At 72.0% G+C, this 23,048-nt stretch carries 22 protein-coding genes; 14 read left to right on the top strand and 8 right to left on the bottom strand.

Going from position 1 to position 23,048, the window contains the following annotated elements; translation table 11 throughout:
• Position 1: 1 nt before the first annotated feature.
• Positions 2-706, bottom strand: coding sequence for an alpha/beta hydrolase (locus tag AB0F52_RS18565; RefSeq protein WP_360171935.1), 705 nt, complete (start codon positions 704-706; stop codon positions 2-4).
• Between the two features lie 122 nt (positions 707-828).
• Here AB0F52_RS18565 and AB0F52_RS18570 point away from each other — a divergent pair, with 122 nt between their 5' ends.
• Both AB0F52_RS18570 and ligD read left to right on the top strand, forming a co-directional pair.
• Positions 829-1,386, top strand: a complete 558-nt coding sequence (locus AB0F52_RS18570; RefSeq protein ID WP_360171938.1) for a helix-turn-helix domain-containing protein — start codon at positions 829-831, stop codon at positions 1,384-1,386.
• A 102-nt stretch (positions 1,387-1,488) separates the two neighbouring features.
• Positions 1,489-3,501, top strand: coding sequence for a DNA ligase D (gene ligD / locus AB0F52_RS18575; protein ID WP_360171941.1), 2,013 nt, complete (start codon positions 1,489-1,491; stop codon positions 3,499-3,501).
• Positions 3,502-3,503: 2 nt separating this feature from the next.
• On the opposite strand, the gene AB0F52_RS18580 is transcribed toward ligD, so the two are convergent.
• Both AB0F52_RS18580 and AB0F52_RS18585 read right to left on the bottom strand, forming a co-directional pair.
• Positions 3,504-3,731 (bottom strand): hypothetical protein, encoded by a 228-nt coding sequence (locus AB0F52_RS18580; protein ID WP_360171944.1) that lies wholly within the window; start codon positions 3,729-3,731, stop codon positions 3,504-3,506.
• A 779-nt stretch (positions 3,732-4,510) separates the two neighbouring features.
• Positions 4,511-5,452 carry a glycoside hydrolase family 43 protein gene (locus AB0F52_RS18585; RefSeq protein WP_360171947.1) on the bottom strand — a complete coding sequence of 314 codons (942 nt, stop codon included), beginning with the start codon at positions 5,450-5,452 and terminating at the stop codon, positions 4,511-4,513.
• Positions 5,453-5,667: 215 nt separating this feature from the next.
• Between AB0F52_RS18585 and AB0F52_RS18590 the strand changes: the two genes are divergently transcribed.
• On the top strand, positions 5,668-6,678 hold the full coding sequence (locus tag AB0F52_RS18590; protein WP_360171950.1) for an AI-2E family transporter: 1,011 nt from the start codon (positions 5,668-5,670) through the stop codon (positions 6,676-6,678).
• Positions 6,679-6,728: 50 nt separating this feature from the next.
• Here AB0F52_RS18590 and AB0F52_RS18595 read toward each other — a convergent pair whose 3' ends face one another.
• From AB0F52_RS18595 to AB0F52_RS18605, 3 genes are all read right to left on the bottom strand, one after another.
• Positions 6,729-7,082 (bottom strand): hypothetical protein, encoded by a 354-nt coding sequence (locus tag AB0F52_RS18595; protein WP_360171953.1) that lies wholly within the window; start codon positions 7,080-7,082, stop codon positions 6,729-6,731.
• 322 nt (positions 7,083-7,404) lie between these two features.
• Positions 7,405-7,782, bottom strand: a complete 378-nt coding sequence (locus tag AB0F52_RS18600; protein ID WP_360171956.1) for a hypothetical protein — start codon at positions 7,780-7,782, stop codon at positions 7,405-7,407.
• A gap of 301 nt (positions 7,783-8,083) precedes the next feature.
• Positions 8,084-8,425, bottom strand: a complete 342-nt coding sequence (locus AB0F52_RS18605) for a hypothetical protein (RefSeq protein WP_360171959.1) — start codon at positions 8,423-8,425, stop codon at positions 8,084-8,086.
• A gap of 284 nt (positions 8,426-8,709) precedes the next feature.
• Here AB0F52_RS18605 and AB0F52_RS18610 point away from each other — a divergent pair, with 284 nt between their 5' ends.
• Together AB0F52_RS18610 and AB0F52_RS18615 are read left to right on the top strand one after the other, a co-directional pair.
• Positions 8,710-9,051, top strand: coding sequence for a WGxxGxxG family protein (locus AB0F52_RS18610; protein WP_360171962.1), 342 nt, complete (start codon positions 8,710-8,712; stop codon positions 9,049-9,051).
• A 1,268-nt stretch (positions 9,052-10,319) separates the two neighbouring features.
• On the top strand, positions 10,320-10,790 hold the full coding sequence (locus AB0F52_RS18615; RefSeq protein ID WP_360171965.1) for a hypothetical protein: 471 nt from the start codon (positions 10,320-10,322) through the stop codon (positions 10,788-10,790).
• A gap of 146 nt (positions 10,791-10,936) precedes the next feature.
• Here the strand turns inward: AB0F52_RS18615 and AB0F52_RS18620 are convergent, their stop codons facing one another.
• Positions 10,937-11,929: a hypothetical protein gene (locus tag AB0F52_RS18620; protein WP_360171968.1), complete on the bottom strand. Its 993-nt coding sequence runs from the start codon at positions 11,927-11,929 to the stop codon at positions 10,937-10,939.
• Between the two features lie 162 nt (positions 11,930-12,091).
• Between AB0F52_RS18620 and AB0F52_RS18625 the strand changes: the two genes are divergently transcribed.
• From AB0F52_RS18625 to AB0F52_RS18645, 5 genes are all read left to right on the top strand, one after another.
• A complete protein-coding gene (locus AB0F52_RS18625; protein WP_360171971.1) occupies positions 12,092-13,099 on the top strand; it encodes a polysaccharide deacetylase family protein in 1,008 nt (335 codons plus the stop codon).
• A gap of 901 nt (positions 13,100-14,000) precedes the next feature.
• Positions 14,001-14,762, top strand: coding sequence for a DUF3152 domain-containing protein (locus tag AB0F52_RS18630; protein WP_360171974.1), 762 nt, complete (start codon positions 14,001-14,003; stop codon positions 14,760-14,762).
• 58 nt (positions 14,763-14,820) lie between these two features.
• Positions 14,821-16,146: an extracellular solute-binding protein gene (locus tag AB0F52_RS18635; RefSeq protein WP_360171976.1), complete on the top strand. Its 1,326-nt coding sequence runs from the start codon at positions 14,821-14,823 to the stop codon at positions 16,144-16,146.
• Entirely contained in the window at positions 16,143-17,048 is a 906-nt protein-coding gene (locus tag AB0F52_RS18640) for a sugar ABC transporter permease (RefSeq protein WP_360171979.1), read from the top strand. The genes AB0F52_RS18635 and AB0F52_RS18640 overlap by 4 nt, the downstream gene beginning before the upstream one ends.
• A complete protein-coding gene (locus tag AB0F52_RS18645) occupies positions 17,045-17,875 on the top strand; it encodes a carbohydrate ABC transporter permease (RefSeq protein WP_360171982.1) in 831 nt (276 codons plus the stop codon). The genes AB0F52_RS18640 and AB0F52_RS18645 overlap by 4 nt, the downstream gene beginning before the upstream one ends.
• Here AB0F52_RS18645 and AB0F52_RS18650 read toward each other — a convergent pair.
• Positions 17,844-18,725 (bottom strand): LysR family transcriptional regulator, encoded by an 882-nt coding sequence (locus AB0F52_RS18650; RefSeq protein WP_360171985.1) that lies wholly within the window; start codon positions 18,723-18,725, stop codon positions 17,844-17,846. The genes AB0F52_RS18645 and AB0F52_RS18650 overlap by 32 nt on opposite strands.
• 76 nt (positions 18,726-18,801) lie before the next feature.
• Between AB0F52_RS18650 and AB0F52_RS18655 the strand changes: the two genes are divergently transcribed.
• The 4 genes from AB0F52_RS18655 to AB0F52_RS18670 all read left to right on the top strand — a co-directional run bounded on the left by AB0F52_RS18655 (position 18,802) and on the right by AB0F52_RS18670 (position 22,945).
• Complete coding sequence (locus AB0F52_RS18655; RefSeq protein WP_360171988.1) at positions 18,802-19,194, top strand: hypothetical protein; 393 nt, start codon at positions 18,802-18,804, stop codon at positions 19,192-19,194.
• Entirely contained in the window at positions 19,187-20,734 is a 1,548-nt protein-coding gene (locus AB0F52_RS18660; protein WP_360171991.1) for a multicopper oxidase domain-containing protein, read from the top strand. Before AB0F52_RS18655 ends, AB0F52_RS18660 begins: the two co-directional genes overlap by 8 nt.
• Before the next feature lie 227 nt (positions 20,735-20,961).
• Positions 20,962-21,813, top strand: coding sequence for a geranyl diphosphate 2-C-methyltransferase (locus AB0F52_RS18665; RefSeq protein WP_360171994.1), 852 nt, complete (start codon positions 20,962-20,964; stop codon positions 21,811-21,813).
• A gap of 10 nt (positions 21,814-21,823) precedes the next feature.
• Complete coding sequence (locus AB0F52_RS18670; protein ID WP_360171997.1) at positions 21,824-22,945, top strand: family 2 encapsulin nanocompartment cargo protein terpene cyclase; 1,122 nt, start codon at positions 21,824-21,826, stop codon at positions 22,943-22,945.
• Positions 22,946-23,048 lie beyond the last annotated feature (103 nt).

Raw genomic sequence — 23,048 nt, forward strand, 5'->3', positions numbered from 1 at the left:
CTCACTCGACGTTCGCCGCGGCGGCGAGGATCACCTCGGCGACGACGTCCGGCTGGGACACCGCGACCGCGTGCGAGGCGTCGATCCGGCGGACCGTCGACGACGCGCGCTCGGCCATGAACTCCTGCGCCTGGGCCGGGATCGCGTTGTCCTGGTTCGCGACCAGCGTCCACGACGGCAGCTTCGTCCACGCCGGGGTGCCCTCGAACGGCGCGGCGAGCGCCTGCTGCGCGACCGGCCGCTGGGTCACCGCCATGATGGCCGCGGTGGCGGCGGGGACGTCGGCGGCGAAGACCTCGGCGAAGTCCGCCGGCTTGATCGACAGCTCGGGCTCGCCGTCGTGCTCGAGGACGTTCGTGGTCTCCGGGCCGAGCTTGGCGCCCGGGTAGCGGCCGGACAGCTCGAACACGCTCTCGCCCGCGTCCGGCTGGAACGCGGCGATGTAGACCAGGGCGCGGACGTTGGGGGCGTCGATGGCCGCGCGGGTGATCAGGGCGCCGCCGTAGGAGTGACCGGCCAGGACGACCGGGCCTTCGACGCTGTCGACGACGTCCTTCACGTAGGCCGCGTCGGACTCGACACCCCGCAGCGGGTTCGCCACCGCCCGGACCGGATAGCCCTGCTCCTGCAGCTTCGCGACGACCCCGGTCCAGCTGGACGAGTCGGCGAAAGCGCCGTGGACCAGGACGATGGTGGGCTTGCTCATGGCTGGCTCCTTCAGAGAGAACGATCGGTCTTTCTGCTAGCTACTCTGGACCTTCCGGGCCGCCGTGGCAATGTGACGAACCCGATCTCGCAGAACGACCAGTCTTTCTCTATGCTGCGGAGATGAGGACTGCCGAGCCGCACCCGAAGGACCGGCTGCTCGCGACCGCCGCCCGCCTCTTCTACGCCGAGGGCATCCACGCCGTCGGGGTGGAACGCCTGGTTTCCGAGGCGGCCGTGACCCGGGCGACCTTCTACCGCCACTACCCCACGAAGGACGACCTGGTCGCGGCCTACCTCGCCGAGACCAGCCGGCAGATCCGCGCGGCCGTCGACGCGGCGCGGGCGGGCAAACCGCCGCGCGAGGCGCTGGCCGAGACCATGGCGGTGGTCGGCGACGCGACGTGCGGGGAAGACTTCCGCGGCTGCCAGTTCCTCAACGCCGCCGCCGAGTACCCCGATCCGGAGAACCGGGTCCGCCGGGTCATCGACGACCACCGGGAGTGGTTCTTCGGCGTCCTGCGCGACCAGGCGGCGGACCTCGGCCACCCGGAACCGGACCACGCGGCCCGCGTGCTCGTCCTGCTGCGCGACGGCGCCCTGCACGGCGGCGAACTCGACGACGCCGGCAAGGTGCGCGCCACCTTGCGCCGGGCCGTCGACGACTTCCTGCCCGCCTGAGCGGCGCGCCGAACAAGCGTTCAAGCCGCTTTCACCTGCAGAAACTCGGCACATCTAGGCCGAACGGGTTACCTTGGGCACGTAAGGTGACGGGAGTCCGAAATGGCGGCAGACGACGCGTCGCACGTCCCGGCCTGGATGGAGCCGATGCTCGCCAAGGCCGACGGCGGACGGCTGCGCAGCGGCCCGGAGTGGGCCTACGAGTACAAACTGGACGGTTACCGGGCGGCCATGCGGATCGCCCCGGACGGCACGACCGTGCTCACCAGCCGCAACAACATCGACTTCACCGCGGAATTCCGCGACCTCGAGGGCGTGCTCACCCCCGCGCTGGACGGCCGCGCCGCCTACCTGGACGGCGAAGTCGTCGTCTACGGCGAAGACGGCCGGATCGACTTCGAGCGGATGCAGGAGCGCCGCGGCCGCTACGTCCGGCACCAGAGCGGGCCGAAGGGGCGGGAGTTCACCGACGTCCCGGTCCGGTTCCTGGCCTTCGACCTGCTCCGGCTCGGGGACCGGAGTCTGCTGGCCACGCCGTACGACGAGCGCCGCCGCCTCCTGGCCGAGCTGCCGATGCCCGATCCGTACCGGGTTTCGGTGGTCCGCGCGGTCACCTTCGACGAGCTCGCCGCCGACCGCCGCACGCCCGCGGACTTCCTCGCCCACGCCGCGTCCGCCGGGTACGAGGGGGTCGTCGCGAAACTGCGTTCGTCGGCTTACCTGCCCGGGCAGCGGCCGGACTCGTGGCTCAAGCACCCGCTGGTCCGGACCCAGGAGGTGATCGTCTGCGGCTGGCGGCCCGGCCAGCGCAGCTTCACCGGCACCCTCGGCGGCCTGTTGCTCGGCGCGCACGACCCCGTCACCGGCGACCTGGTCTACATCGGCGACGTCGGCACCGGCTTCAGCCAGGCCACCCGGGACGATCTGCAGGCGCAGCTGCGGGCGATGGAGCGGCGCACGCACCCGTTCGTGACGACGCCGCCGCGGGAGGACACCGTCCGCGCCCGCTGGGTGGAGCCGCGGCTGGTCGGCGAGATCGTCTACCGCCAGTTCACCCGCGGCGGCCGCGTCCGCCACACCGCCTGGCGGGGCCTGCGCCACGACAAGGATCCGGCCGAGGTCCTGGCGCCGCGCGCGGTTCCGCACGAGCCGGCTTCTCCGTCTCCGCCTTCGTCACCTTCTCCTTCGTCGCCCGCGCCGTCGCCGTCGCCTTCGCCCGAGCCGGCGGGCCAGCGGATCACCGTGCAGGCCGGCGACCGGCGGCTCACCCTGTCCAATCTGGACAAGGTGCTGTACCCGGCGGCCGGGTTCACCAAGGGCGAGGTGATCAACTACTACTCCCGCGTCGCGGCGGTGCTGCTGCCGCACCTGGCCGGCCGGCCGGTCACGTTCATCCGGTATCCCAACGGCGTCGACGGCCAGAAGTGGTTCGAGAAGAACGTCCCGAAGGGTGCCCCGGCCTGGCTGCGCACGGTGCGCCTGGCGGGCACGGGTGGCACGATCGACTACCCGCTCCTGGACGACCTCCCCGGCCTGGTGTGGGCGGCGAACATGGCGGCGCTCGAGCTGCACGTTCCCCAGTGGACGGTGGACTCGGGCACCCGCCGGCCCCCGGACCGGCTGGTGTTCGACCTGGACCCGGGCCCGGGCACGACGATCGTCGACTGCTGCCGGGTGGCGGAGCGCCTCCACGACGCCCTGGTGGCCGACGGGCTGACGCCGTACGCGAAAACGTCGGGCTCCAAAGGGATGCAGCTCTACTGCGGAATCCGGACGGACGACCCGGTGGCCCCGTCGGCGTACGCCAAGCGGCTCGCCCAGCGCCTGGCGAAGGAGACCCCGGAGTCGGTGACGGCGGTGATGGCGAAGGCCCAGCGCACGGGCCGGGTGTTCATCGACTGGAGCCAGAACAACCCGGCGAAGACCACGGTGGCCCCGTATTCCCTGCGCGGCCGCGACCACCCGACGGCGTCGACCCCGGTGACGTGGGACGAGGTCCGCGCCTGCCGCCACGTGAACCACTTGACGTTCACGGCGGACGACGTCCTGGACCGCATCGAAGACCACGGCGACCTGCTGGCCGGGCTGGCCGGGGACGGCGTGCCGCTGGGGTGAGGTCAGGCGCGCCGCAGAAGCCGCTTGACGCTGCCGACGAGCCCGCCGGAGTCCGCCTGCGGCGGCGGTTGCACGTACTGGCGCGGCTGCTGTTGCGGCGCCTCGGCTTCCGGTTCACGAGTTCGGGGAACACCGCCGGTTTCCGGCGCGGACGCCTCGGCCCGAAGTGCATGCTTCGGCTGCTGCGGGACACCGGAGGTTCGCGGCTCAGCCGACAGCTCGGTCGGCATTGCCGGAGACTCCGCGGAAACCGGCCCCGACCCGACCGCCTGTTGTGCTGCTTCCGGTGGCACCTCGGAAACCGCACCCGCCGGGACAGGCACCGATCCGACCGCCGGCTGGACCCCACCCGACGAAGCCGGTGCACCACCGGCCCCCGGCACAGGCACAGATTCACTCGTCTGCCCCGCCGAAGCCGCAACCGGCGCGCCCTCCGGCACACCCGGCCGCTCCCGTGCCCCACCGGGCTGCGGCCGCGGCGCCGGAATTTCCCCCGCGATACTCCCCGAATCCGGCACCATCGCCTCCGGCCGCGACCCGGCCGACACGGCCTGCCCCAACGACCCGGCCTGCCCAGCCTGCCCGGCTTGCCCAGCCGCCCCGGCCGGCCCCGCCACCCCCGGCAGACCGGCCGACCCCGCCGACCCGGCCTGCCCCACCGACCCGGCCGACTCCGCCGACCCGGCTGCCCCAGCCCCGCCGGCCTGCCCCACCGGTCCCGGCTGCGCCGCGAGCATCTCCGGCGTGATCGCCGGCGTCATCAGCGGTGTGTGCGCCGCGTCGGCGTTCGGGGTCGCCGGTTCGCGGGCCACCGGGTAGCGCGCCAGCGGGTCTTCCTCCACCACCGTTCCGTCGGCGCGATGGCTCCGGAGGAGGCCGCAGCACCCCAGCAGCCCGAGCAGGCCCACCAATCCCCACCACACCGTCATGGCACTCCTCCATTCCCTCGTTCCCCGGATATCCGGGCCCCGGCCGGCCCAACCGAGCGCTACCCGGGTGGGTGACACGGTCAGCCCAGTTGCGGCACGTCACCCGGGAAGGTGATCGGCAGCTCGTACAGGCCCCTCGCCGTGCGGCCGCCGCCGAGCCAGCCGTGGAAGAAGATGTGGCCGTCCACCACGTCGGCGCCGCCCGGGGCGTCCACCTTGCCGCCGAGCAGGTCCGTCGACAGGAACTGGGCGTCCGCCTTCACGAACGCGCCGCCCAGGGTCGGCGCGGACGCGTAACACGTGTGGTAGCCCGTGCTTTCGAACGTGTCCGCGGAGTAGAACAGCAGGTACCGGGACGCCGTCTTCACCACCGAAGGCGCCTCGACGACCGACTTCTCCGGCGTCAGATCGGACCGCAGCAGCTCGGTGCGCGGACCGGCCAAGGTGCGCCCGTCGGCCTGCAGCTTCTGCGCCCAGATCGCCGACGGCGGCCCGGTCGCCGCGCCGTCGCTCTTGTAGAGCAGGTACCGGGCCCCGTCCGCGTCGACGAACGTCTGCGGGTCGATGTCCCCGTGGTCGCCGGGCTCGCACACCAGCGGGCGGTCGCCGGCCGGTGTGTACGGTCCTTCCGCCTTCTTCGCCGTCGCCGCGCCGAGGCACATCTCGCCGCCCGCCGTCTGCGCCGCCGCGAAGTACAGCACGAACGTGCCGTCCCCCAGCTGGGTGACGTCGGGGGCCCAGAACCCGCCGTCCGGCTTCGCCCACGCGGGGACCGCTCCGAGCGCGTCCCCGGCGACGCGCCACGGCCCTTCCGGCGCGGCGGCGCCGGCCATCGGAATCCGCGTTGCCTTCGTACCCGTCGAAAACGCGAAGTAGCCCCAAGCCGTCTTGACGACGTCCGGATCGGGGAAATCCTGGTTGATCAGCAGCTGCGGCGCGCTGATGGCCGCCGCTTCCGGGGCCACCGCGAACGCGGCAGCGACGACGACGACCGGAACGAGCAGAAGACCTTTGAAGCGCATAGGCGATTTTGCTGGCACCCCAACGGTTCCGGCAACGGCAGGCGGAGGCCGTCACCGGGAAGCGTGGACTTGCCCGCGTACCCGGATCGGGTGGATTCGGCCGTGCCACGCGGGGTAGTCCCCGACTCATGCACGCAACGAGCGGTCGTGGGGCGTACCGGGCCGGGCACCCCGTCGGCGAGGCCGAAGGAGCGGCGGCCCGGCAGGGAAGACCCTTGGGCCGTCCGGGAAAACCGCTCGACCGCCGCTCGCCGTTCTTCACCGGGATGCTCGCCGCGGCCGGGGTGGCCGTCACGGTTGCGGTCGTCGAGCTCCTCCTCACGGCCTCCGACGTGCTGCTGCTCATCGGCATCGCGTTCTTCCTCGCGGTGGGGCTCGAGCCACTGACCGCCCGGCTCGCGCGCCGGGTCCCCCGCGCACTCGCCGCCGCGGTGGTCGTCGTGACGGGGCTGGCCGTCCTCGGTGGCACCATCGCCGCGGCCGCCGTGCCCCTGGCCGATCAGGCGACGCAGCTGCGGAACGGCGCCCCGCGGTACCTGACCCTGCTGCGCGACCACGGCACGCTGCTGGGCCGAGCCAACGAAACCTTCGGCCTCGAAGCCGCCGTCCGGTCGGTGCAGCTGTCCGATGTGGCCAAATCGCTCGCCGGGCTGCTCGGCGACGCCCTGATCGTCGTGGTGCTCGCCACCTACTTCGTCGCCGACTTCCCGCGGATCCGCACCGCGCTCTACCGGCTGGCCCCGCGGTCGCGGCGGCCGCGGGTGATCCTGATCGGCGACGCGGTGTTCCGGAAGGTCGGCGCGTACCTCGTCGGCAACGTCGCGGTGTCGTTGATCGCGGGAGCGGCGACCTTCGCCTGGCTGACGGCGTTCGGCGTCCCCTACCCGCTGGTGCTCGCCGTGCTCGTCGCCGTGCTGGACCTGGTGCCGGTGGCGGGCTCGGTGGCGGCCGGGGCCGGCACCACCCTCGTCGCGCTCGCGGTGTCGGTGCCGGTCGGGCTCGCGACGCTCGGGTTCTTCGTCGGCTACCGGGTGGTGGAGGACTACGTGCTGCTTCCGAAGATCGTCGGCCGGGCCGTCCGGATCCCGGCGCTCGTCACCGTCGTCGCGGTGCTGCTCGGGTTCGCACTGCTCGGCGTCGTCGGCGCCTTCGTCGCGGTGCCGGTCGCGGCTGCAGTGCTGCTCGTCGTGCGGGAAGTGGCGGTGCACCGGCTGGACCGGACGTGACGAACCGCCGCGCGGGACGAAGCCCGCGCGGCGGCCGGACCCGCTGGGGGTCAGTTGCCCTGGGCGGTCCCGCCGTCGGCGATCTCACCGGCGGCGCAGTTGTCCGGGTTCTGGCCCTCGGCCTCGTGCTCGCCCGGGGAGAGCACCGGCACGCCGATGCCGTTGGCGGTGTCGTGGATCGGCACCTGGACCCCGAGGACGTTGATGTCGTCGTCGCACACGCCGCCGACCACGTTCAGGTTGTGCACCACGTCGAGGTTCTGCACGTTGCCGACGAGGCCGAACTGGTCGGTGGTGTCGACCGGGTGGCCCGCAACGCTGACACTGGTCGCGGACGCGGACCCGCCGAGCACCGCCATCCCGGCGGCGAGGGCGGTGGCGACGAAGCCGAGCTGCTTGATCACGGGAAAAATACTCCTTCTGGGTACCCGCCGGACGGTCCGGCGGGGGAACGGGGAAAGAAACGGGCCCGGCTTCGGTTCGCCGGACCCGGGAAAGTTCGTTATGGTGCCGTCAGGCCGGGCGGGACCGGCGCACTTCTCCAGCGTCGCGGCCGGTCCCACCCGGGTCGGCGCCGTCCGGCGTCGCGAAGGGCTCGGAACGCGGAACCGGAGTGTGCAGCTCGCTCCGTGTTCCGGGCGCGCGGTGCGGCGTCGGCGCTGGCGGCCGATTTCCCGTGCCCGGAGCCGGCTTCCGCACGCCGGGGCGGCTCCGGGCACGGAAAACTCAGTGACCCTGGCTGGTGCCGCCGTCGGACAGCCCGCCCGAGGCGCAGTTGTACGGGTTCTCGCCGCTGGCCTCGTGGCTGCCCGGCGACAGGATCGGCACGCCGATGCCGTTGAGCGAGTCGTGGATCGGCACCTGGACGCCGAGGACGTTGACGTCGTTGCCGCACAGGCCGAGCGTGGCGTTGACGTTGTGGAGCACGTCGGTGTTGTTCAGGTTCACCAAGCCGACCTGGCCGGTGTAGTCGTAGCCGCCGTAGTGGTGACCGTGGTGGTGCTCGTGGTGGTGACCGTCCGGGGTGTCGGCCGCGGCGATGCCGCCGGCCAGGAACGCACCGGCCGCCGCGGTGGCCGTGACGAACCCGATCTTCTTCAGCATGGATTGCTCCTCGGTGAACGCTATTCGGAGAACGGAACGGCAGTGAAGGTGTGTTCTCCGTCCCGTGTGAGGGAAACGTACTGATGCCGGGACGGGGTTTCCACTTCGTGCCACCATCGTGTGGGTACCGCGAGCCGCTGACCGCGCCGCATGTGGTCCGATCGGGTTATTCACCTGTTCGGTTGCCTGCCAAAGCCCATACCGGTCTCCTCCTCCGATATCGCTTGCGGGGCAAGGAATGTTTCGGGCACGCGAAAGAGCCCTGCGCCAGGGTGACGCAGAGCTCTTCGCGGGGAGTTTCCTATTCGGGCCAGGCCTCGGCTTCGGCCGTGAGCGCGGTGGTCACGTCGATCTCGCCCGACCGCACCCGCCACGCGAGCGAGTCCGGCCGAGGCTGCAGAAGGTGCCACCCGATGACGTCTTCGTCGTGGTAGCAAGGGTTTTCGTCGTCACCGATGCCCAGCGCGGCGAAGTACTGGCGGGCGGGCCAGGTTTCGGGAACCCAGGCGCGGGCCCAGCGCACGACGATCCTGGCGAGGTCGTTGCGGCCGTCCGCCGGGTGGATCAGGCGATCGCCGGTGGTGCAGATCAGGCGTGGCGTGTACGTCGCGCCGAGCGGCGCGACGGCGAGTTCAGTGTTCATTCCTCCCCCGGTCCACGGCAGTGGACGGTGTTGCCCGGCTCGGATGCGCTGCTGCGCTTGAGAAGGGAGGGACGGCCGGAGGCGGACGAGCGCACGCGGCACATCCCTGCACGGCTCCGTCTTGAACCGGCGACCATCTTACAAAGGCCGGAAACGCACCGGAAACCGGGGCCCGGCGGCGAAGTCTTCGCCCGTTCCCGTGACGCCGGGAATGAATGCCGCCGGCGGGGGTACGCCCGGGAAGACCGATTTCCGCAATCTTCACAACGGGAGGAAGAACCGAGATGAACCACAAGGCAGGCAGGCTTTGCTGCGCCGCCATCGCGGCGGGCGCCTTCGCGCTGACGGGGGCGGTGCCGGCATCGGCGGCACCGGACATCGTCGCACCGGCGTGGCACCAGCAGACCGACGACGACGGAACGAACCGCGACACCACCCGCGACGACAACGACGACAACGGTTTGTGGGGCCTGCTCGGCTTGGTCGGGTTGCTGGGATTGGCGGGCTTGGTGCGCCGCGGCCCGAAGCCGGGCGCGATGGCGGGGTACCCGGCCGCGGGGGCCACCCCGCCGCCGGCGAACACGTACCCGCCGGCCGAGCCGCGGCGGAACCCGCCGGGCGCCTGAGGGTTGATCACGTCGTAGGACCGGTCCCCACCGGGCGTTTCGGCGCCACCCGTACGGCGCAGCGGGTCTTGGCGCGGCGCGCGAGTGCCGCTGACAACGCCAACCAGGTCCCCGCTCGGAGTTCGAGTGTCACTGTCGTGGCGCAGCAGGCTCACACCCGGCTCCTGAGTGCCACTGACATCGCGTACCGGTGCCCCATTCGAAGCTCGAGTGTCACCCTTGTGGCGCAACAGGCCCGCACCCGGCGCGCGAGTGCCGCCGACAACGCGTACCGGGTCCCCACTCGAAGCTTGAGCGCAGCCGTTGTGGCACAGCAGGCCTGCACCCAGCGCACGAGTGTCGCCGATACCACAGACCAGGTCCCCACTCGAAGCTCGAGCACCACCCTCGCGGCGCAACAGGCCCGCGCCCGGCACAGCACCGCCCACGCATCCTCGAAGCCCGCCGAGCACCCGCACTCCGCCGATACCGCGCGCCCGGTTCCCGCCCTGTGCCTCGGCAATACCTATACCGCACGCCCGGCCCCCACCGGGCGCCGGGGCACTTCCGGCGCCGCGCACCCGATCCCCACCGGGCGCCTGACCTCGGCCGATGCCGCGTACCCGGCCCTCCGGCGTCCGGGTGTCACCGGTACCGCAGATCCGGCTTCCGCCGGCTGCCCGCGTGACCCTGGTGCCGCGCACCGCCATTCCTCTCTTCTTCGCGCAGAACGTCCCGGCGCCGTCGGCGTCGGGACGTTCTGCGTTTCCTTCTCTCCGAATGGCGCCCAGTTGTCAGGTCTCGGCACCGAGGAGGCCACAGTAACGGCCGGAAAAACCGGCCCCGCGACCGCCACCCAGATTAGCCAGGCGCTCGCCGCGCAAGAAGTGTTTTCGCACCGTACCCTACTTAAGAGTGGCTTTCCTGCCCTCGGCCAAATGCGCATGATTACCCATCATTTCTTTCATTAAACCTCACGATCGGGTGAAAGTCGCGCCTCACTCGAAACTGGCACCGATCGCACCTTCGGTAAAGAAAACCCGACCGATTCAGCCGTTCATCGCAATCGACGGACACGGACGAGTGGCGACGTCACGATCAGTAGCAGAAGCGCAAAACCGCTGAACAGCCACTTCACGCGATGTCGATGTTTGTTCCGAGGAACTCGCCAACCCGCACACCGTGTGAAATCAACCGGTTCCGCCGGCACCCGGACATCCGCTCGCGTTATCGCCGGACGGCGCTCACCATGATCGCAGTCGGCATCGCACAATCCGGAGGAGTACGACATGAAAAGTGCACTGACCCGAGCGCTCACGGTGTTCGTCACCGCCGCCGCGGTGACCTTGGCGGGGGTGGGCGTGGCGACGGCGGGCGGGCCCGGTGGCAGCGGATCGTCGAGCACCACCAGCGCCGCGGCGGAGGTCCAGGGCCTGCGCGACCAGCTGGCGTCGCGAGCGGACAACGGGGACGTGCCCGGCACGCAGGCCACCCTCGCCCGCCTCGACCCGTTGCTGTCGGATCTGGCCCAGGGCAAGCGGTACACGATCCAGGCCGCGGCCAAGGACAGCGCGGCCACGGCGCAGAAGGACAACGCCGAAGCGCGCAAGGGCGTCGACGAGCTCGCCGCCAAGCTGGCGGAGCGCCAGGCGCTGCCGCCGGTGTCGGCCCTGCTCAACGCGCTGCTGCAGCGGGTGCTGATCAGCCTTTCCGCGTTGGTGAACGACCTTCTCGGCGGGCTGCCCGTCCCGGTCGGCTAAGCCGGCCGGTACCCCGGACGGACAAGCCGGCGACGGCCCGGCGCGGTTCCCCTCCCGCGCCGGGCTTTCGTCGTCCGCGCGGGCCGATGCCGGCACGCGAAAGCCCGGTGCGGCGGACCGCACCGGGCTTTCGCTGTCGCTTTCGGCTATTCGTAGACGACGTAGGCGGGGGTGGGGCTCAGCGCCAGGACGTCGGCCGGGGTCATCAGGCCCGCGCCGCGGCGGGTGTCCTCATCGAAGAACAGCTTGAAGCCCGGCCGCACGTGGGCGGGCATGGTCGTCATCAGCGTCTTCCACGTCGCCTTCTTGGCGGCGGCCGAACCGATGCCGTCGACGACCTTGACGACCGAGACCCCCTTGTGCGGCTTCAGAAGCTCTTCGTCACGCACGACGGACGCGGCGACCTGGTGGTAGATCATCACCTTCGCGGGCAGGCGGTGCGTCTCGGCCAGGGCCCCGAGGTACTGCGCGACCCCGTCGAGCTCGGCGCCGGTCGTGCGGCCGAACTTCTTGCCCGGGACGACACCCGGTTCCACGGCCCACTCGGGGTCGAGCGCGACGCCGACATCGGGCTCGGTCAACCAGCGCTCGTAGGCCTGGACCTCGGGCAGGAAATCGGCGCGGCCGGGCTGGATGTTCAGCAGCAGCAAACCGTTCAGCGCCCGCGCGGCGTCGAGGTAGTCGCGCACGGTCTCGTCCTCGCAGCGGCTGCGGAACATGCCGTCCTCGCCCGGCGAGCGGTGCACGGTGGTGGCGATCAGCTCGACGACCGGGGTGAACGGACGTCCCGGCGGGAACGCCTCGATCTGGCGGCGGAGCGCCCGGCTCGCTTCCGTGAGGTCACCCGTCATGCGGCCGAGGGCCTTCGCGCCCGGAGCTCCGCAAAAGCCGACGAGCAGGCCCTTTTCGAGCGGGTTCGGAGGTGGCGGTGGCGGCGCCGCGACGGCCGCGGGAGCTGTCGCCGCGGCGGCCGGGGCCGGCCCGGCCAGCGCCTTTCCCCGTTGCAGCGCACCACACGCACTCGTGGCCAAGCCCGCGAGGGCGGCGGTGAGGACCAGGCGTCGATCGAAGGTTCGTTCGGCGGCGACCGCCTTTTTCGGGACCATCGCGGGGAAATACCCGTCGACGATCTTCGCCAAACCGGTTTTCCGGCGATCACCGAATCGTGCCGAAGCCGTTTGCGGGCTCATGGCGCCGGCCTGGGGAAACCCGGTTTTCCGGGCGGTGGCACGCCATTGCGGAATCACCCGACCCGGTGGCCCGGCCCGCGCCCGCGGCGGGCCGGACGCACACTTCCCGGCATGCGTTGCCTTTTCCGGTCCGGTGCCGGGTTCACCGCCGTCCTCGCGCTGGCGGCCTGTGGCGGCCCCGCGCCCGTCGCCCCGGCGCCCGCACCGCCGCACCCGGCGCCCGCCGCCGCGCCGGTCCGCATCACGCCCGCCGCCGCCCGGCAGGTGGGCGCCGACGAGCTCGGCCAGGTGCCGGTTTTGATGTACCACCGCCTCGTCGCGCAGCCGAAGTCGGTCTACGAGCGCACCCCCGCCGACTTCGCGGCCGAGCTCCAGCGGCTCGCGGCCGAGGACTACGTCCCGGTCACGACGGCGGAACTGGTCTCCCGCCGGCTCGACCTCCCGGCCGGCGCGCACCCGGTGGTCCTGACGTTCGACGACGGCGACCCGAGCACGTTCCGCCTGACGCCCCAGGGCCAACCGGAACCGGGCACGGCGGTCCGCATCCTCCTCGACGTCGCGGCGGCACACCCACGGTTCCGCCCGGTCGCGAGCCTGTACGTCAACGAGCACCCGTTCGGCGGCGACGCGGACGGGCGCGCGCTGCGCTGGCTGGCCGAGCACCACTTCGAGATCGGCAACCACACCCGGCACCACACGAACCTGCGCACGGCGGCGGAACCGGCGGTGACGGCGGCCATCGCGGAGGAGGACGCGCTGATCCGCCAGGCGGTCCCGGGCTACCGGCCGACGACGCTGGCCCTGCCGTACGGAAGCCGCCCGCACCGCACGGGCCTGGCGTTGCAGGGGCCGGGCTATGAGTATGGCGGCGCGCTGCTGGTGGGGGCCGGACCGGCGCCGTCACCGTGCTCGGCCAAGTTCGATCCCGCCGCGATCCCGCGGATCCGGTCGCAGTCGGCGGGTTCGGAGGCGGAGTACGGATCGGCCCACTGGCTCGACGAGCTGGCCGCGCCGACGAGCCACCGCTACACCTCCGACGGCGACCCGTCGACGGTGTCGTACCCGCGAACCGAGGGCCCGGTGGCGCCGGAGTGTGCGAGCGTGGGCCTTGCCTACTGAACGACACCCCCTGGCCCGCGTGGACTGGCTCCCCCAGCCCCGACGGCGGCCGGCGCCGCCGCAGGGGGTTCAGGCACCGAGGGCGCCTCGGATCCCGCCGCCGGCGGGTCGACCGGTGCCGGAGGTTCCGGAACCGGCTCCGGCAGCTTCGGCACCGGCGGTTCCGACTCCGGGAGCACCGGCACCGGCACCTCCGGCTCCGGCTCCGGCTCCGGTTCCGGCGACCGAAACCGCCCCAGGCCACCCCGCACCACCGGCCGCGCCGGGCCCGGTGGCTCAGGCAGCTTGGGCGGCTCCGGCCGACCCGGTAGCGCCCGCGCCGACGCCCTCGGCCACGCCGATTCCCGAGGCGCGCCTGGCTTCCCCGGCAACACGCGCCCCGGTGTGGCCGCCCGAGCAGCGGACCTCGGCCGAAGAAGGGACCTCGGCCGCACCGACCGCCGCGGCTCGAATGGCCCCGGCGCCGACCGCACCCGAACCCGCGCCCGCATCCGAACCGGCGCCTGCACCCGCGCGCACCTCCCTACCGGCGCCCGCATCCGCGCTGGCACCCGCGCCCCAACCAGCACCCACACTCGAATCCGAACCCGCGCCCACACTCGAACCGGCGTCCGCAACCGCGCTGGCACCCGCACCCCAACCGGCACCCACACCCGAACTGGCGCCCACACCCGCACCGGAACCCGGCTCCACACCAGAACCCGCGCCCAAGACCGAACCCGAGGCACGGCGACCCCGCACCATCTCCGTCGCTCCCGCCATCTCGGTCGGCCCGCCCGCGCCCCGGGTTCCGCGCCCACCCGCCACCCCGGCCGAACCGCCTGCTCCGCCGCCTCCGGCGGCCGCGCTCGAGCCCGCCCCCGTCGCTTGGTGGCCGCCTGCTGTGCTTGTGTTCGCCGTTGTGCTCGCCCTTGCCCTTCTGCTCACCCCGGAAGCCGCTCAGCCCCGGCGGATCTCCGGGGTCGCTGCCGCCCTGCCCACCTTGCCGACCACCACCGCCCCGAAAGCCGCTCCCGAACCGGCCGCCCTGCCCGATGGGGTGGCGGTCACCGAAGCCGGTGACGGGACCTGGCACGTCCTCCCCGGGACCGGCCAGTCCTTCGGCAGCGGCGAGAAACTCCTCACCTACACCGTCGAGATCGAAGACGGCGTCGACCTTCCGTCCTTCGGCCACGACGTCGACGCGATCCTCGCCGACCCCCGCGGCTGGATCGGGCTCGGGGCCGTGAGCTTCCGCCGGCTCGACAAAGCCGACACCGACGCCGAGCCCGCCGTCCGGATCAGCCTGACCACTCCCGGCACCGCCCGGCGCCCGGACCTCTGCGGCTTCAGCATCCCCTTCGACTCCTCGTGCCGGCTGTCGCGGGACCACCGGATCGTCGTCAACCTCGCCCGGTGGCTCCGCGGCGCCCACTCCTACGACGGCGACCTGGCCGGCTACCGCGCCTACGCCATCGACCACGAGATGGGCCACGCCCTCGGCCTCGGCCACGTCGGCTGCCCCGCCCCCGGCGCGCCCGCGCCGGTGATGATGCAGCAGACCTTCGGGCTCTCCAACACCTACCTCGCGAACCTCAACCGCGACCAACCCGGTGCCGCCACGAAGGTCCGTCCCGACGGTGCCGTGTGCCGCCCCAACCCGTGGGTCGCCGCGCCGCACTGACCACTGGTTTGGACCCTCGCCCAGCGGGTACCCACGCCGCCTCTGGGAGGGGTGTGCGATGGCGCGGAAACTTCTGGCCGGTGCGGCGGCGGTCCTGGTGCTCTCCGGGTGCGGCGGGGTCGGGAGTGGCGGCGACACCGGCGCCGCGGCCACCTTGACGACCATGGGTTTCGGTCTCGGCGACGAAATCGCCACCACCCGGGCCGACCTGGCGGGCAAGGCGATCGCACCGGCCACCGTGAAGATCGGCGGCAGCGCCTTCGACGCCCAGCAGTTCCTCGCATCCGTCGCCTCGCACACCCCGCCCGACCTCGTCTACCTCGACCGGCAGCTGCTCGGCACCTACGCCGCGCGCGGCACCCTCGAGCCGCTCACCGACTGCATCGCCCAGCAGCACGTCGACGTCGGCCAGTACCGGCCCGCCGCGCTCGCCGAAGTCACCCTCGACGGCAAGGTCTACGGCCTGCCCGAGTTCTACGACAACCGGGTCATGCTCGTGAACGACGCCGCCGTCGAAGCGAGCGGGATGACGCCCCAGGACGTCTCCCCCGCCGACCGCGCCAAGCTGACCACGGCCGCGCAGAAGCTCACCGTCCGCGCGGGCGGCGGGCTGTCGCGGATCGGGTTCGACCCGAAGATCCCCGAGTTCCTCCCGTTGTGGGCCAAGGCCAACGGCGTGCGGATGCTCAGCGACGACGGCCGCACCGCGCACCTCGACGACCCACGGCTGGCCGAGGCCCTGACGTACACCAAGTCGCTGATCGACGCCCAGGGCGGCTGGAGCACGGTGAAGGCCTTCCGCGACTCGTTCGACTTCTTCGGCGAGAAGAACCCGTTCAAGCAGGGCCAGCTGGCGGCCAGCCTGATGGACGACTGGTACCTCAACGTCCTCGCCAACTACTCCCCCGACGTGCGGGTCTCCGCGGCGCCGTTCACCGACACCGCCGGCACCCCGATCGACTGGGTCACCGGCAGCGCCTGGGTGATCCCGGCCGGGAGCACCCACAAGGAGCAGGCCTGCGCCTGGATCAAGACGATGACCGACGCGCCCACCTGGGTCGCCGCCGCCAAGGCCCGCGCGGAGAAGCGCAAGGCCGCCGGCAAGGCGTTCACCGGCGTTTACACCGGCAACCGCGTCGCCGACCAGGAGATCTTCGGTGGTCTCGTGCAGCTGAAAGACCGGCCGGCGTTCGACGCCGCCGTGCGGACCGTGCTGCGGGCGCAGGAAAGTGCCTTCACCATGCCCGCCTCCCCGGCCGGCTCCGAGTTCAAGACGGCCTGGCAGAACGCCGTCAACCGGGTGCTCTCGGGCGAACAGCAGCCCGCCGACGCCCTGCGACAAGGCCAGCAGGAGGCCCAGCGGGCGCTGGACGCCGCCCGGTGAAGCGGCGCACGAAGGAAGCTTGGGCCGCGTACGCCTTCCTGTCGCCGTGGATGATCGGGTTCGTGATCTTCATGGCGATCCCGATGATCGCCAGCCTGGTGCTCTCCTTCACCGACTACGACGCGCTGCGGTCGCCCGACGCCGTCGGCTGGGCCAACTACCGGCGGCTGCTCGAAGACCCCGCCGTGCGCAAGAGCCTGGTCAACACCTTGGTCTACACCGTCATGTCGGTGCCGGCCACGATGGCCGTCTCGCTGGCGCTGGCCTCCCTGCTCACCCGGGCGGGCCACCGGTCGGCCGGGTTCTTCCGCACGGTGTTCTACCTGCCCGAGATCACCCCGAAGGTCGCCGTCGGCGTGCTGTTCCTCATCCTGTTCAACGGCCAGGCCGGCCTGGTCAACGCCGTGCTGGGGCTGGTCGGCATCGACGGTCCACAGTGGAGCACCGACGGGCCGTGGGTGAAGCCGGGGCTGGTGCTCATGCACCTGTGGTCGGTGGGCAGCACGGTGGTGATCTACCTGGCCGCGCTGCGCGGAGTGCCCCGGGAGCTCTACGAGGCCGCCGAGCTCGACGGCGCGTCGGCGTGGCAGCGGTTCCGGCGGATCACCGTCCCGATGATCAGCGGAGCGCTGTTCTTCACCCTCATCGTCCAGACGATCGCGGCGCTGCAGTCGTTCGACGAGGCCTACACCGCCTTCTACGGCTCCGCGGCCTCGGCGACCTACAGCAACGACGCGGCGCTGTTCTACCTCATCTACCTCTTCCAGCAGGCCTTCGAATTCCTCCACCTCGGCTACGCCTCGGCGATGGCGTGGCTGCTGTTCGTCGTCATCCTGGCGATCACGCTCGTGCAGGTCCGGCTGAGCCGCCGGTTCGTCTACTACGAAGGCGGTGACCGGTGACGGCGCGCCGCGTGGTCCGCTGGACGGCGCTGGCCGCGGCGACCGTGCTGTTCCTCTACCCGTTCGTCTGGCTGCTGAGCGCGTCGGTGAAGCCGCGCGCGCAGGTCTTCGACAACGTGCTGATCCCCCGGACCTGGGCGTGGGACAACTACGTCGAGATCTGGCGGGCCGCACCGGTCGCGGCCTGGCTGCTCAACAGCGTCGTGGTGTCGCTGGCGGCGGCCGTGGCCGTGACGCTGACCAGTTCGCTGGTGGCGTTCGGCTTCGCGTACTTCCGCTTCCCCGGCCGCAGCGCGCTCTTCGGCCTGGTGCTGGCCACCATGATGCTGCCGGCCGCGGTGACGATGATCCCGGTGTACCTGATCTGGAACAGCGCCGGCCTGGCGCACACGCAGGTGCCGCTGTGGGCGGGGAACCTGTTCGGCAGCGCGTTCTACATCTTCCTGCTGCGCCAGTTCTTCCTCGGCCTGCCCCGCGAGGTGTTCGAAGCCGCGCGCGTCGACGGCGCGAGCCACTGGACGCTGTTCTGGCGCATCGCGGTGCCGCTGTGCCGCCCGGCGCTGATCGTCAGTTTCGTGTTCGAGCTCAAGGCCAGCTGGTCGGACCTGCTCAAGCCGCTGATCTACCTGCGCGACCCGGCGTTGTACACGCTGCCCCGCGGGCTCAAGGCGCTGTCCGACCAGTTCGGCCAGGCGGGCGAGCAGCGGTGGGAGATCGTGCTGGCCGGCAGCGTGATCACCACCGTGCCGCTGCTCATCGTGTTCTTCGTGGCACAGCGCCACTTCCTCACCGGGATCACGACGGAGGGTCCCACGCCCAATCGGTGAGTGCGGTGCGCATCAGGCGGGCCGCGGAGGGCAGGCGGTCGCCCGCGGCCCAGAACAGGGTGATCGTGCGCCGGCAGTCCGGGTCGTCCACCGGGAGCCAGACGACCGGCACCTGCGCGGCGACGCGGCGGGCCATCGCCGGGTTGAGCCCGATGCCGAGCCCGGCGCTGATGAGTTCCTGGATGGCACCGGGTTCGTCGCCTTCGAAGACGATCTTCGGTGTCAGGTCCCGGGCGGCGAAGAGCCGGTCGAGCAGCCGCCGGTGCCAGTGCCCGGGCCGGGCGGTGACGAACGGCTCGCCCGCGAGGTCTTCGACGGTGACCGAGGCGCGCTCCGCCAGCCGGTGGCCGAGGGGGGTGGCCACCAGCACCGGCTCGTCGAGCAGGCGCACCCCGGCCAGGCCGTCGTCGGGGATCGGCTGCGACGCCACGCAAAGGTCGATCTCGTGGGCCCGCAGCGCCCGCGCCATCGCGTCGGCGGGCAGCTGGTGCAGGGCGACCTCGACGTCCGGGTGGGCCCGCTTGAACGCGGCGAGCGGCCGGGTGAGGGTGAGGAAGGTTTCCGACGCCAGCCGCACGGTGCCGAAGCCCTCGCCCGTCGCGTCGGCGACCGCGCGCCGCCCCGCGTCGAGCTCGCCGAGCGAACGCTCGACGTAGCCGCGGAAGAGCTGCCCGGCGTCATTGAGCCGCAACCGCCCGGCCCGGTCGAACAGCGGGGTGCCGAGCTCGTTCTCCAGCCGCGCGATGGTGCGGCTGAGCGACGGCTGGGCGACGCGCAGCTCTTCGGCCGCGCGGCTGAGGTGCTCCAGCCGGGCCACGACGAGGAACTGCCGCAGCGCCCCCAGGTCCACGTCATGCCTCCCACGTCATAACGGCATAGCGATATTGATCTTAGACACGATGACCGCACAGTCATAGCTTCGGAGCGTGGAAAGCACAGCGAAAACGAGACCCGCCGGCTGGGTGCTGCGGGCCGTGGCGGGCGCGCACCTGGTGGCGATCGCCGGCCAGCCGGTGTTCGCCGGCGTGTACCTGAGCGGCGATTACGACGGCTTGCGCCTGCACGCGGCCGGGGCCGACGTCGTCACGTCCGTCGGCTACCTGCAGGCGATCGCCGCGATCCTGGTCTGGGTCCGGGTGCGGCGGGCGTGGCCGTTCCTCGCCACGACGGCGGTGGCGGCCGCGGAGACGATCCAGTACTTCGCCGGGCTGGCCGGCGCGTTGTGGCTGCACCTGCCGCTGGGCGTGCTGACCGTCGCGGGGCTCGTCGTGCTGGTCGCCGCCCTGTGGCGCCGTCCCCTGGAGGCCGTCGATGCGTGAGAGGCTGTCGCGACGCCAGGCGTTGCGCCTCGGCGGTGCCTTCGGCCTGCTGACCGCCGCGGGGCTGTCCACGGCGGCCGCGCTGTCCCGGCGTCCCGCGCTCACCGGCGCCGAACTGCGCAGTGCCGTGCCGCTGCCCCCGCCGTTCCAGGTGCCGCTGCCGCTGCCCGGGGTGCTGTCACCGGTGGCCCCCGGCCGCTACGAGATCACCCAGCGGGTCGCGGAAATCGAGGTCCTGCCCGGGATCCGGACGCCGATGTGGACCTACGACGGCACGTTCCCGGGGCCGACGATCGAGTCGCGCCGGGGCCGGCCGATCACCGTGACCCACCGCAACGAACTGCCCGTGCCGACCGTGGTGCACCTGCACGGCGGGCGGACGCCGGCGGACTCCGACGGCTACCCGACCGACCTGGTGCTGCCCGCGAAATGGCCGGCGGACCACCACACGATGCCCGACCCGCGGGCCGTGCGGACGCGGCTGACCCGCACCCACGCGTTCCCGCTCGACCAGCGGGCGGCGATGCTCTGGTACCACGACCACCGGATGGACTTCACGGCTCCGGCGCTTTGGCGCGGCCTCGCCGGGCTGCACATCGTGCGCGACGACGCCGAAGAAGCGCTCGGCCTGCCGTCGGGGCCACGGGAACTGCCGCTGCTGATCACCGACCGCGCGTTCGCCGCGGACGGCAGCCTCGACTACCCGTCGGTGGACGGCACGCTGCGGGAACGGCCGGGCGTGCGGGAAAGCTTCCTGGGCGGGGTGCTCGGGGACGTGCTCCTGGTCAACGGCGCGCCGTGGCCGGTGCACGAGGTCGACGCGGCCCGGTACCGGCTGCGGATCCTCAACGCCTCGAACGCCCGGCACTACGAACTCGAGGCGGTCGCCGGCGACGGGCGGCGGCTCCCGCTCGTCCAGATCGGCGCCGATCAAGGGCTGCTCGCCGCGCCGGTCACCCACACCGCCCTGCCCATCGGGCCGGCCGAGCGCTACGACGTCGTCGTCGACTTCGCCGGCGTCCCGGTCGGCGGCCGCGTCCGCCTGCTCAACCGGCTGGGGTCCGGGCGCACCGCCGAGGTGATGGCCTTCCGGGTCGCGCGCCGAGCCCGGGACGACAGCCGTGTTCCCGCGGTGCTGTCGACGGATCTGCCGTCGTGGGACGCGCCCACCCGGGTCCGCGACTTCTCCTTCCGCACCGGGCAACTGGACCACGGGCGCGGCTGGCTGATCGACGGGCAGCCGTTCGACCCGGCCCGCACGGACGTCACCGTCTCCCTCGGCGACGTCGAGGTGTGGCGGCTCGTCGCCGACGTCCACCACCCGATCCACCTGCACCTGGCGGGTTTCCGGGTGCTTTCGCGCGGCGGCCGGCCACCGCTGCCGCAGGACGCCGGGCTCAAGGACACCGTGTCGCTTCGCCCGGGCGAAGCGGTGGAGATCGTCACCCGGTTCGACGGTTACCGCGGTCGTTACCTCTTCCACTGCCACAACGCCGAACACGAGGACATGGGCATGATGGCGAACCTCGAAATCACCTGACACGCGCTGTCGCGTTTCGTCACCCGGTCGAGGCGATACCGATCTCGAACGAGGGTCGGCACCCCGGCCCCGGCCACTTCCGGCACGAGTCCCACTGGTCCGGACGGGCCACGACGGCAAAACCCAGGTGAAGCTTCTTGTCCCTGCGAAACTCCCGCCACTAGCGTCTTTTCCCAAGGGGTGCCGGATCCCTTTGCTGCCAAGGAAACGACCGAGGAGTTCAATCGATGACCGCTCTCGAGAAACCCGTGACCCGGACCGCGTACCAGCAGTCGGTCGCCGACTACTGGAACGCGGAAAAGGACCCGGTGAACCTTCGGCTGGGCGACGTCGACGGCCTCTACCACCACCACTACGGCCTCGGCGACTACGACCCGGCCGTGCTGGAAACCCCGGCCGCCCAGCGCGACGAGGCGATCATCGCGGAGATGCACCGCCTCGAGACCGCGCAGGCGGACGTCCTGCTCGACCACCTGGGCCCGATCACGCGGGAGGACCGGCTGCTCGACGCCGGCTGCGGCCGCGGCGGCACGAGCGTCATGGCCCACCTGCGGTTCGGCTGCCAGGTCGACGGGATTTCCATTTCGGAGCAGCAGGTCGGGTTCGCCAACGCGCACGTGCGGCAGCGCGGGATCGACGGCTCGGTGCGCTACCACCTGCGGAACATGCTCGACACCGGGTTCGAGTCCGGAGCGTTCCAGGGCATCTGGAACAACGAGAGCACGATGTACGTGGACCTCAACGACCTGTTCGCCGAGCACGCGCGGCAGCTCAAGCCCGGCGGCCGGTACGTGACGATCACCGGGTGCTATAACGACGTCACGGGCGGCCGGTCGCGCGCGGTGAGCCAGATCGACCAGCACTACATCTGCAACATCCACGCCCGCGGCGACTACTTCAAGGCCATGGCCGCCAACGGGTTCGTGCCGATCAACGTCGTCGACCTGACCGCGGCGACGATCCCGTACTGGGAGCTGCGGGAGAAGTCGTCGGTCGCCACCGGCGTCGAGAAGCCGTTCCTGACCGCTTACCGCGAGGGCAGTTTCCACTACCTGCTGATCGCCGCCGACCGCGTCTGAGGCGGGCGGGGTGACCGGGGAGAGCACCAGAACCATTTGTCCACAGTGGAGCGCCGGCGAGGCCGCCGGGCTCCTGGCGGGACCGTCCGGGCTCGGGACGTCGGCGGCGCGGATCGCGAGCAGGTTCGCGCCGTCGCCCGGGCAGGATCCGGCGTACGCCTACCTGCCGTGGGGTGACGGCAGCGCGGCGCCGTTGTACTGCCCGGTCCAGGGCCGTGTCGACGACGGCCTCGCCGCGGAGGTCGACCGTCGGCTGGTCGCCTGGGCGGACGGCTGCGGGTTCACCGGCAAGGGCCTGGAGCAGATCGCCGGGGCCGGGTTCGGCCGGCTGGCGATGCTGGCCCACACCGACTGCGACGACCCGGACCGGCTGCTCGTCGCGGCGCAGCTCAACGCGGTCTGGTGGGCGGCCGACGACTACTACGCCGACGACAGCACGCTCGGGGCGGCGCCCACCGAGCTCCCGCCGCGGCTGGCGCTGGTCATGGCGGCCATGGACCCGATCGCCCCGGCCGGGGAGTTTTCGGACCCCCTCGAAGAAGCGTTGCGCAGCGACCCGATCCTCGTCGGGCTGCACTCGGCGATCGGCCACCTGGGCCGCCACGGTTCGCCGGTGCTCGTGCAGCGGGTCTGCTACGCGACGTTCTCGATGTTCGTCAGCTGGGACGCCTACGCGGCGTGGCGCCACACCGGGCGTTATCCCCCGGCGTGGGAGTACCTGGCGGCCCGCCAGCACGACAGCTTCTACACGTCGATGACCCTCGTCGACGCCGTCGGCGGCTACGAGCTGGCCGCGCCGTTCTACTACGACCCGCGGGTGCGCGAGGCGATGATGCGGGCCGGGACGGCGTCGGTGCTGGTCAACGACCTCCACTCGGTGGCCAAGGACGCCGCCGACGAGAAACCGGTCTGCAACATGGTGCTGCAGATCGCCGCCGACCGGGACTGCCCGGTCGAGGAGGCGGTGGCGGCCACCGTCGAGCTGCACAACAAGATCGTCCACGAGTTCGAGGCCGGCCACCGGGAGCTGATGGCCGTGCCGTCACCGGAGCTGCAGCGGTTCCTCGTGGGTGTCCGTTCCTGGATGGGCGGCGGCTTCACCTGGCACGCCACCAATCCCCGTTATCAGTGATTGGGGTTTCGTTGTGACTGTCACCGACCCGGTGGAATCCGAGCAGGCACCGTCGAGCCTGGGACGGGCGGCGGCCCGGACACTGGCCACCACGACCAAGTCC

Origin of the sequence: Amycolatopsis sp. NPDC024027 (assembly GCF_040638975.1) — a bacterium.
Lineage (GTDB): Bacteria > Actinomycetota > Actinomycetes > Mycobacteriales > Pseudonocardiaceae > Amycolatopsis.

Bases quoted from the DNA above. Each gene is read 5' to 3' on its own strand.
- AB0F52_RS18585 (WP_360171947.1), bottom strand. From the start codon at position 5,452: ATGCGCTTCAAAGGTCTTCTGCTCGTTCCGGTCGTCGTCGTCGCTGCC.
- AB0F52_RS18565 (WP_360171935.1), bottom strand. From the start codon at position 706: ATGAGCAAGCCCACCATCGTCCTGGTCCACGGCGCTTTCGCCGACTCG.
- AB0F52_RS18665 (WP_360171994.1), top strand. From the start codon at position 20,962: ATGACCGCTCTCGAGAAACCCGTGACCCGGACCGCGTACCAGCAGTCG.
- AB0F52_RS18600 (WP_360171956.1), bottom strand. From the start codon at position 7,782: ATGCTGAAGAAGATCGGGTTCGTCACGGCCACCGCGGCGGCCGGTGCG.
- AB0F52_RS18610 (WP_360171962.1), top strand. From the start codon at position 8,710: ATGAACCACAAGGCAGGCAGGCTTTGCTGCGCCGCCATCGCGGCGGGC.
- AB0F52_RS18580 (WP_360171944.1), bottom strand. From the start codon at position 3,731: ATGCCGACCGAGCTGTCGGCTGAGCCGCGAACCTCCGGTGTCCCGCAG.
- AB0F52_RS18605 (WP_360171959.1), bottom strand. From the start codon at position 8,425: ATGAACACTGAACTCGCCGTCGCGCCGCTCGGCGCGACGTACACGCCA.
- AB0F52_RS18625 (WP_360171971.1), top strand. From the start codon at position 12,092: ATGCGTTGCCTTTTCCGGTCCGGTGCCGGGTTCACCGCCGTCCTCGCG.
- AB0F52_RS18570 (WP_360171938.1), top strand. From the start codon at position 829: ATGAGGACTGCCGAGCCGCACCCGAAGGACCGGCTGCTCGCGACCGCC.
- AB0F52_RS18615 (WP_360171965.1), top strand. From the start codon at position 10,320: ATGAAAAGTGCACTGACCCGAGCGCTCACGGTGTTCGTCACCGCCGCC.
- ligD (WP_360171941.1), top strand. From the start codon at position 1,489: ATGGCGGCAGACGACGCGTCGCACGTCCCGGCCTGGATGGAGCCGATG.
- AB0F52_RS18660 (WP_360171991.1), top strand. From the start codon at position 19,187: ATGCGTGAGAGGCTGTCGCGACGCCAGGCGTTGCGCCTCGGCGGTGCC.
- AB0F52_RS18635 (WP_360171976.1), top strand. From the start codon at position 14,821: ATGGCGCGGAAACTTCTGGCCGGTGCGGCGGCGGTCCTGGTGCTCTCC.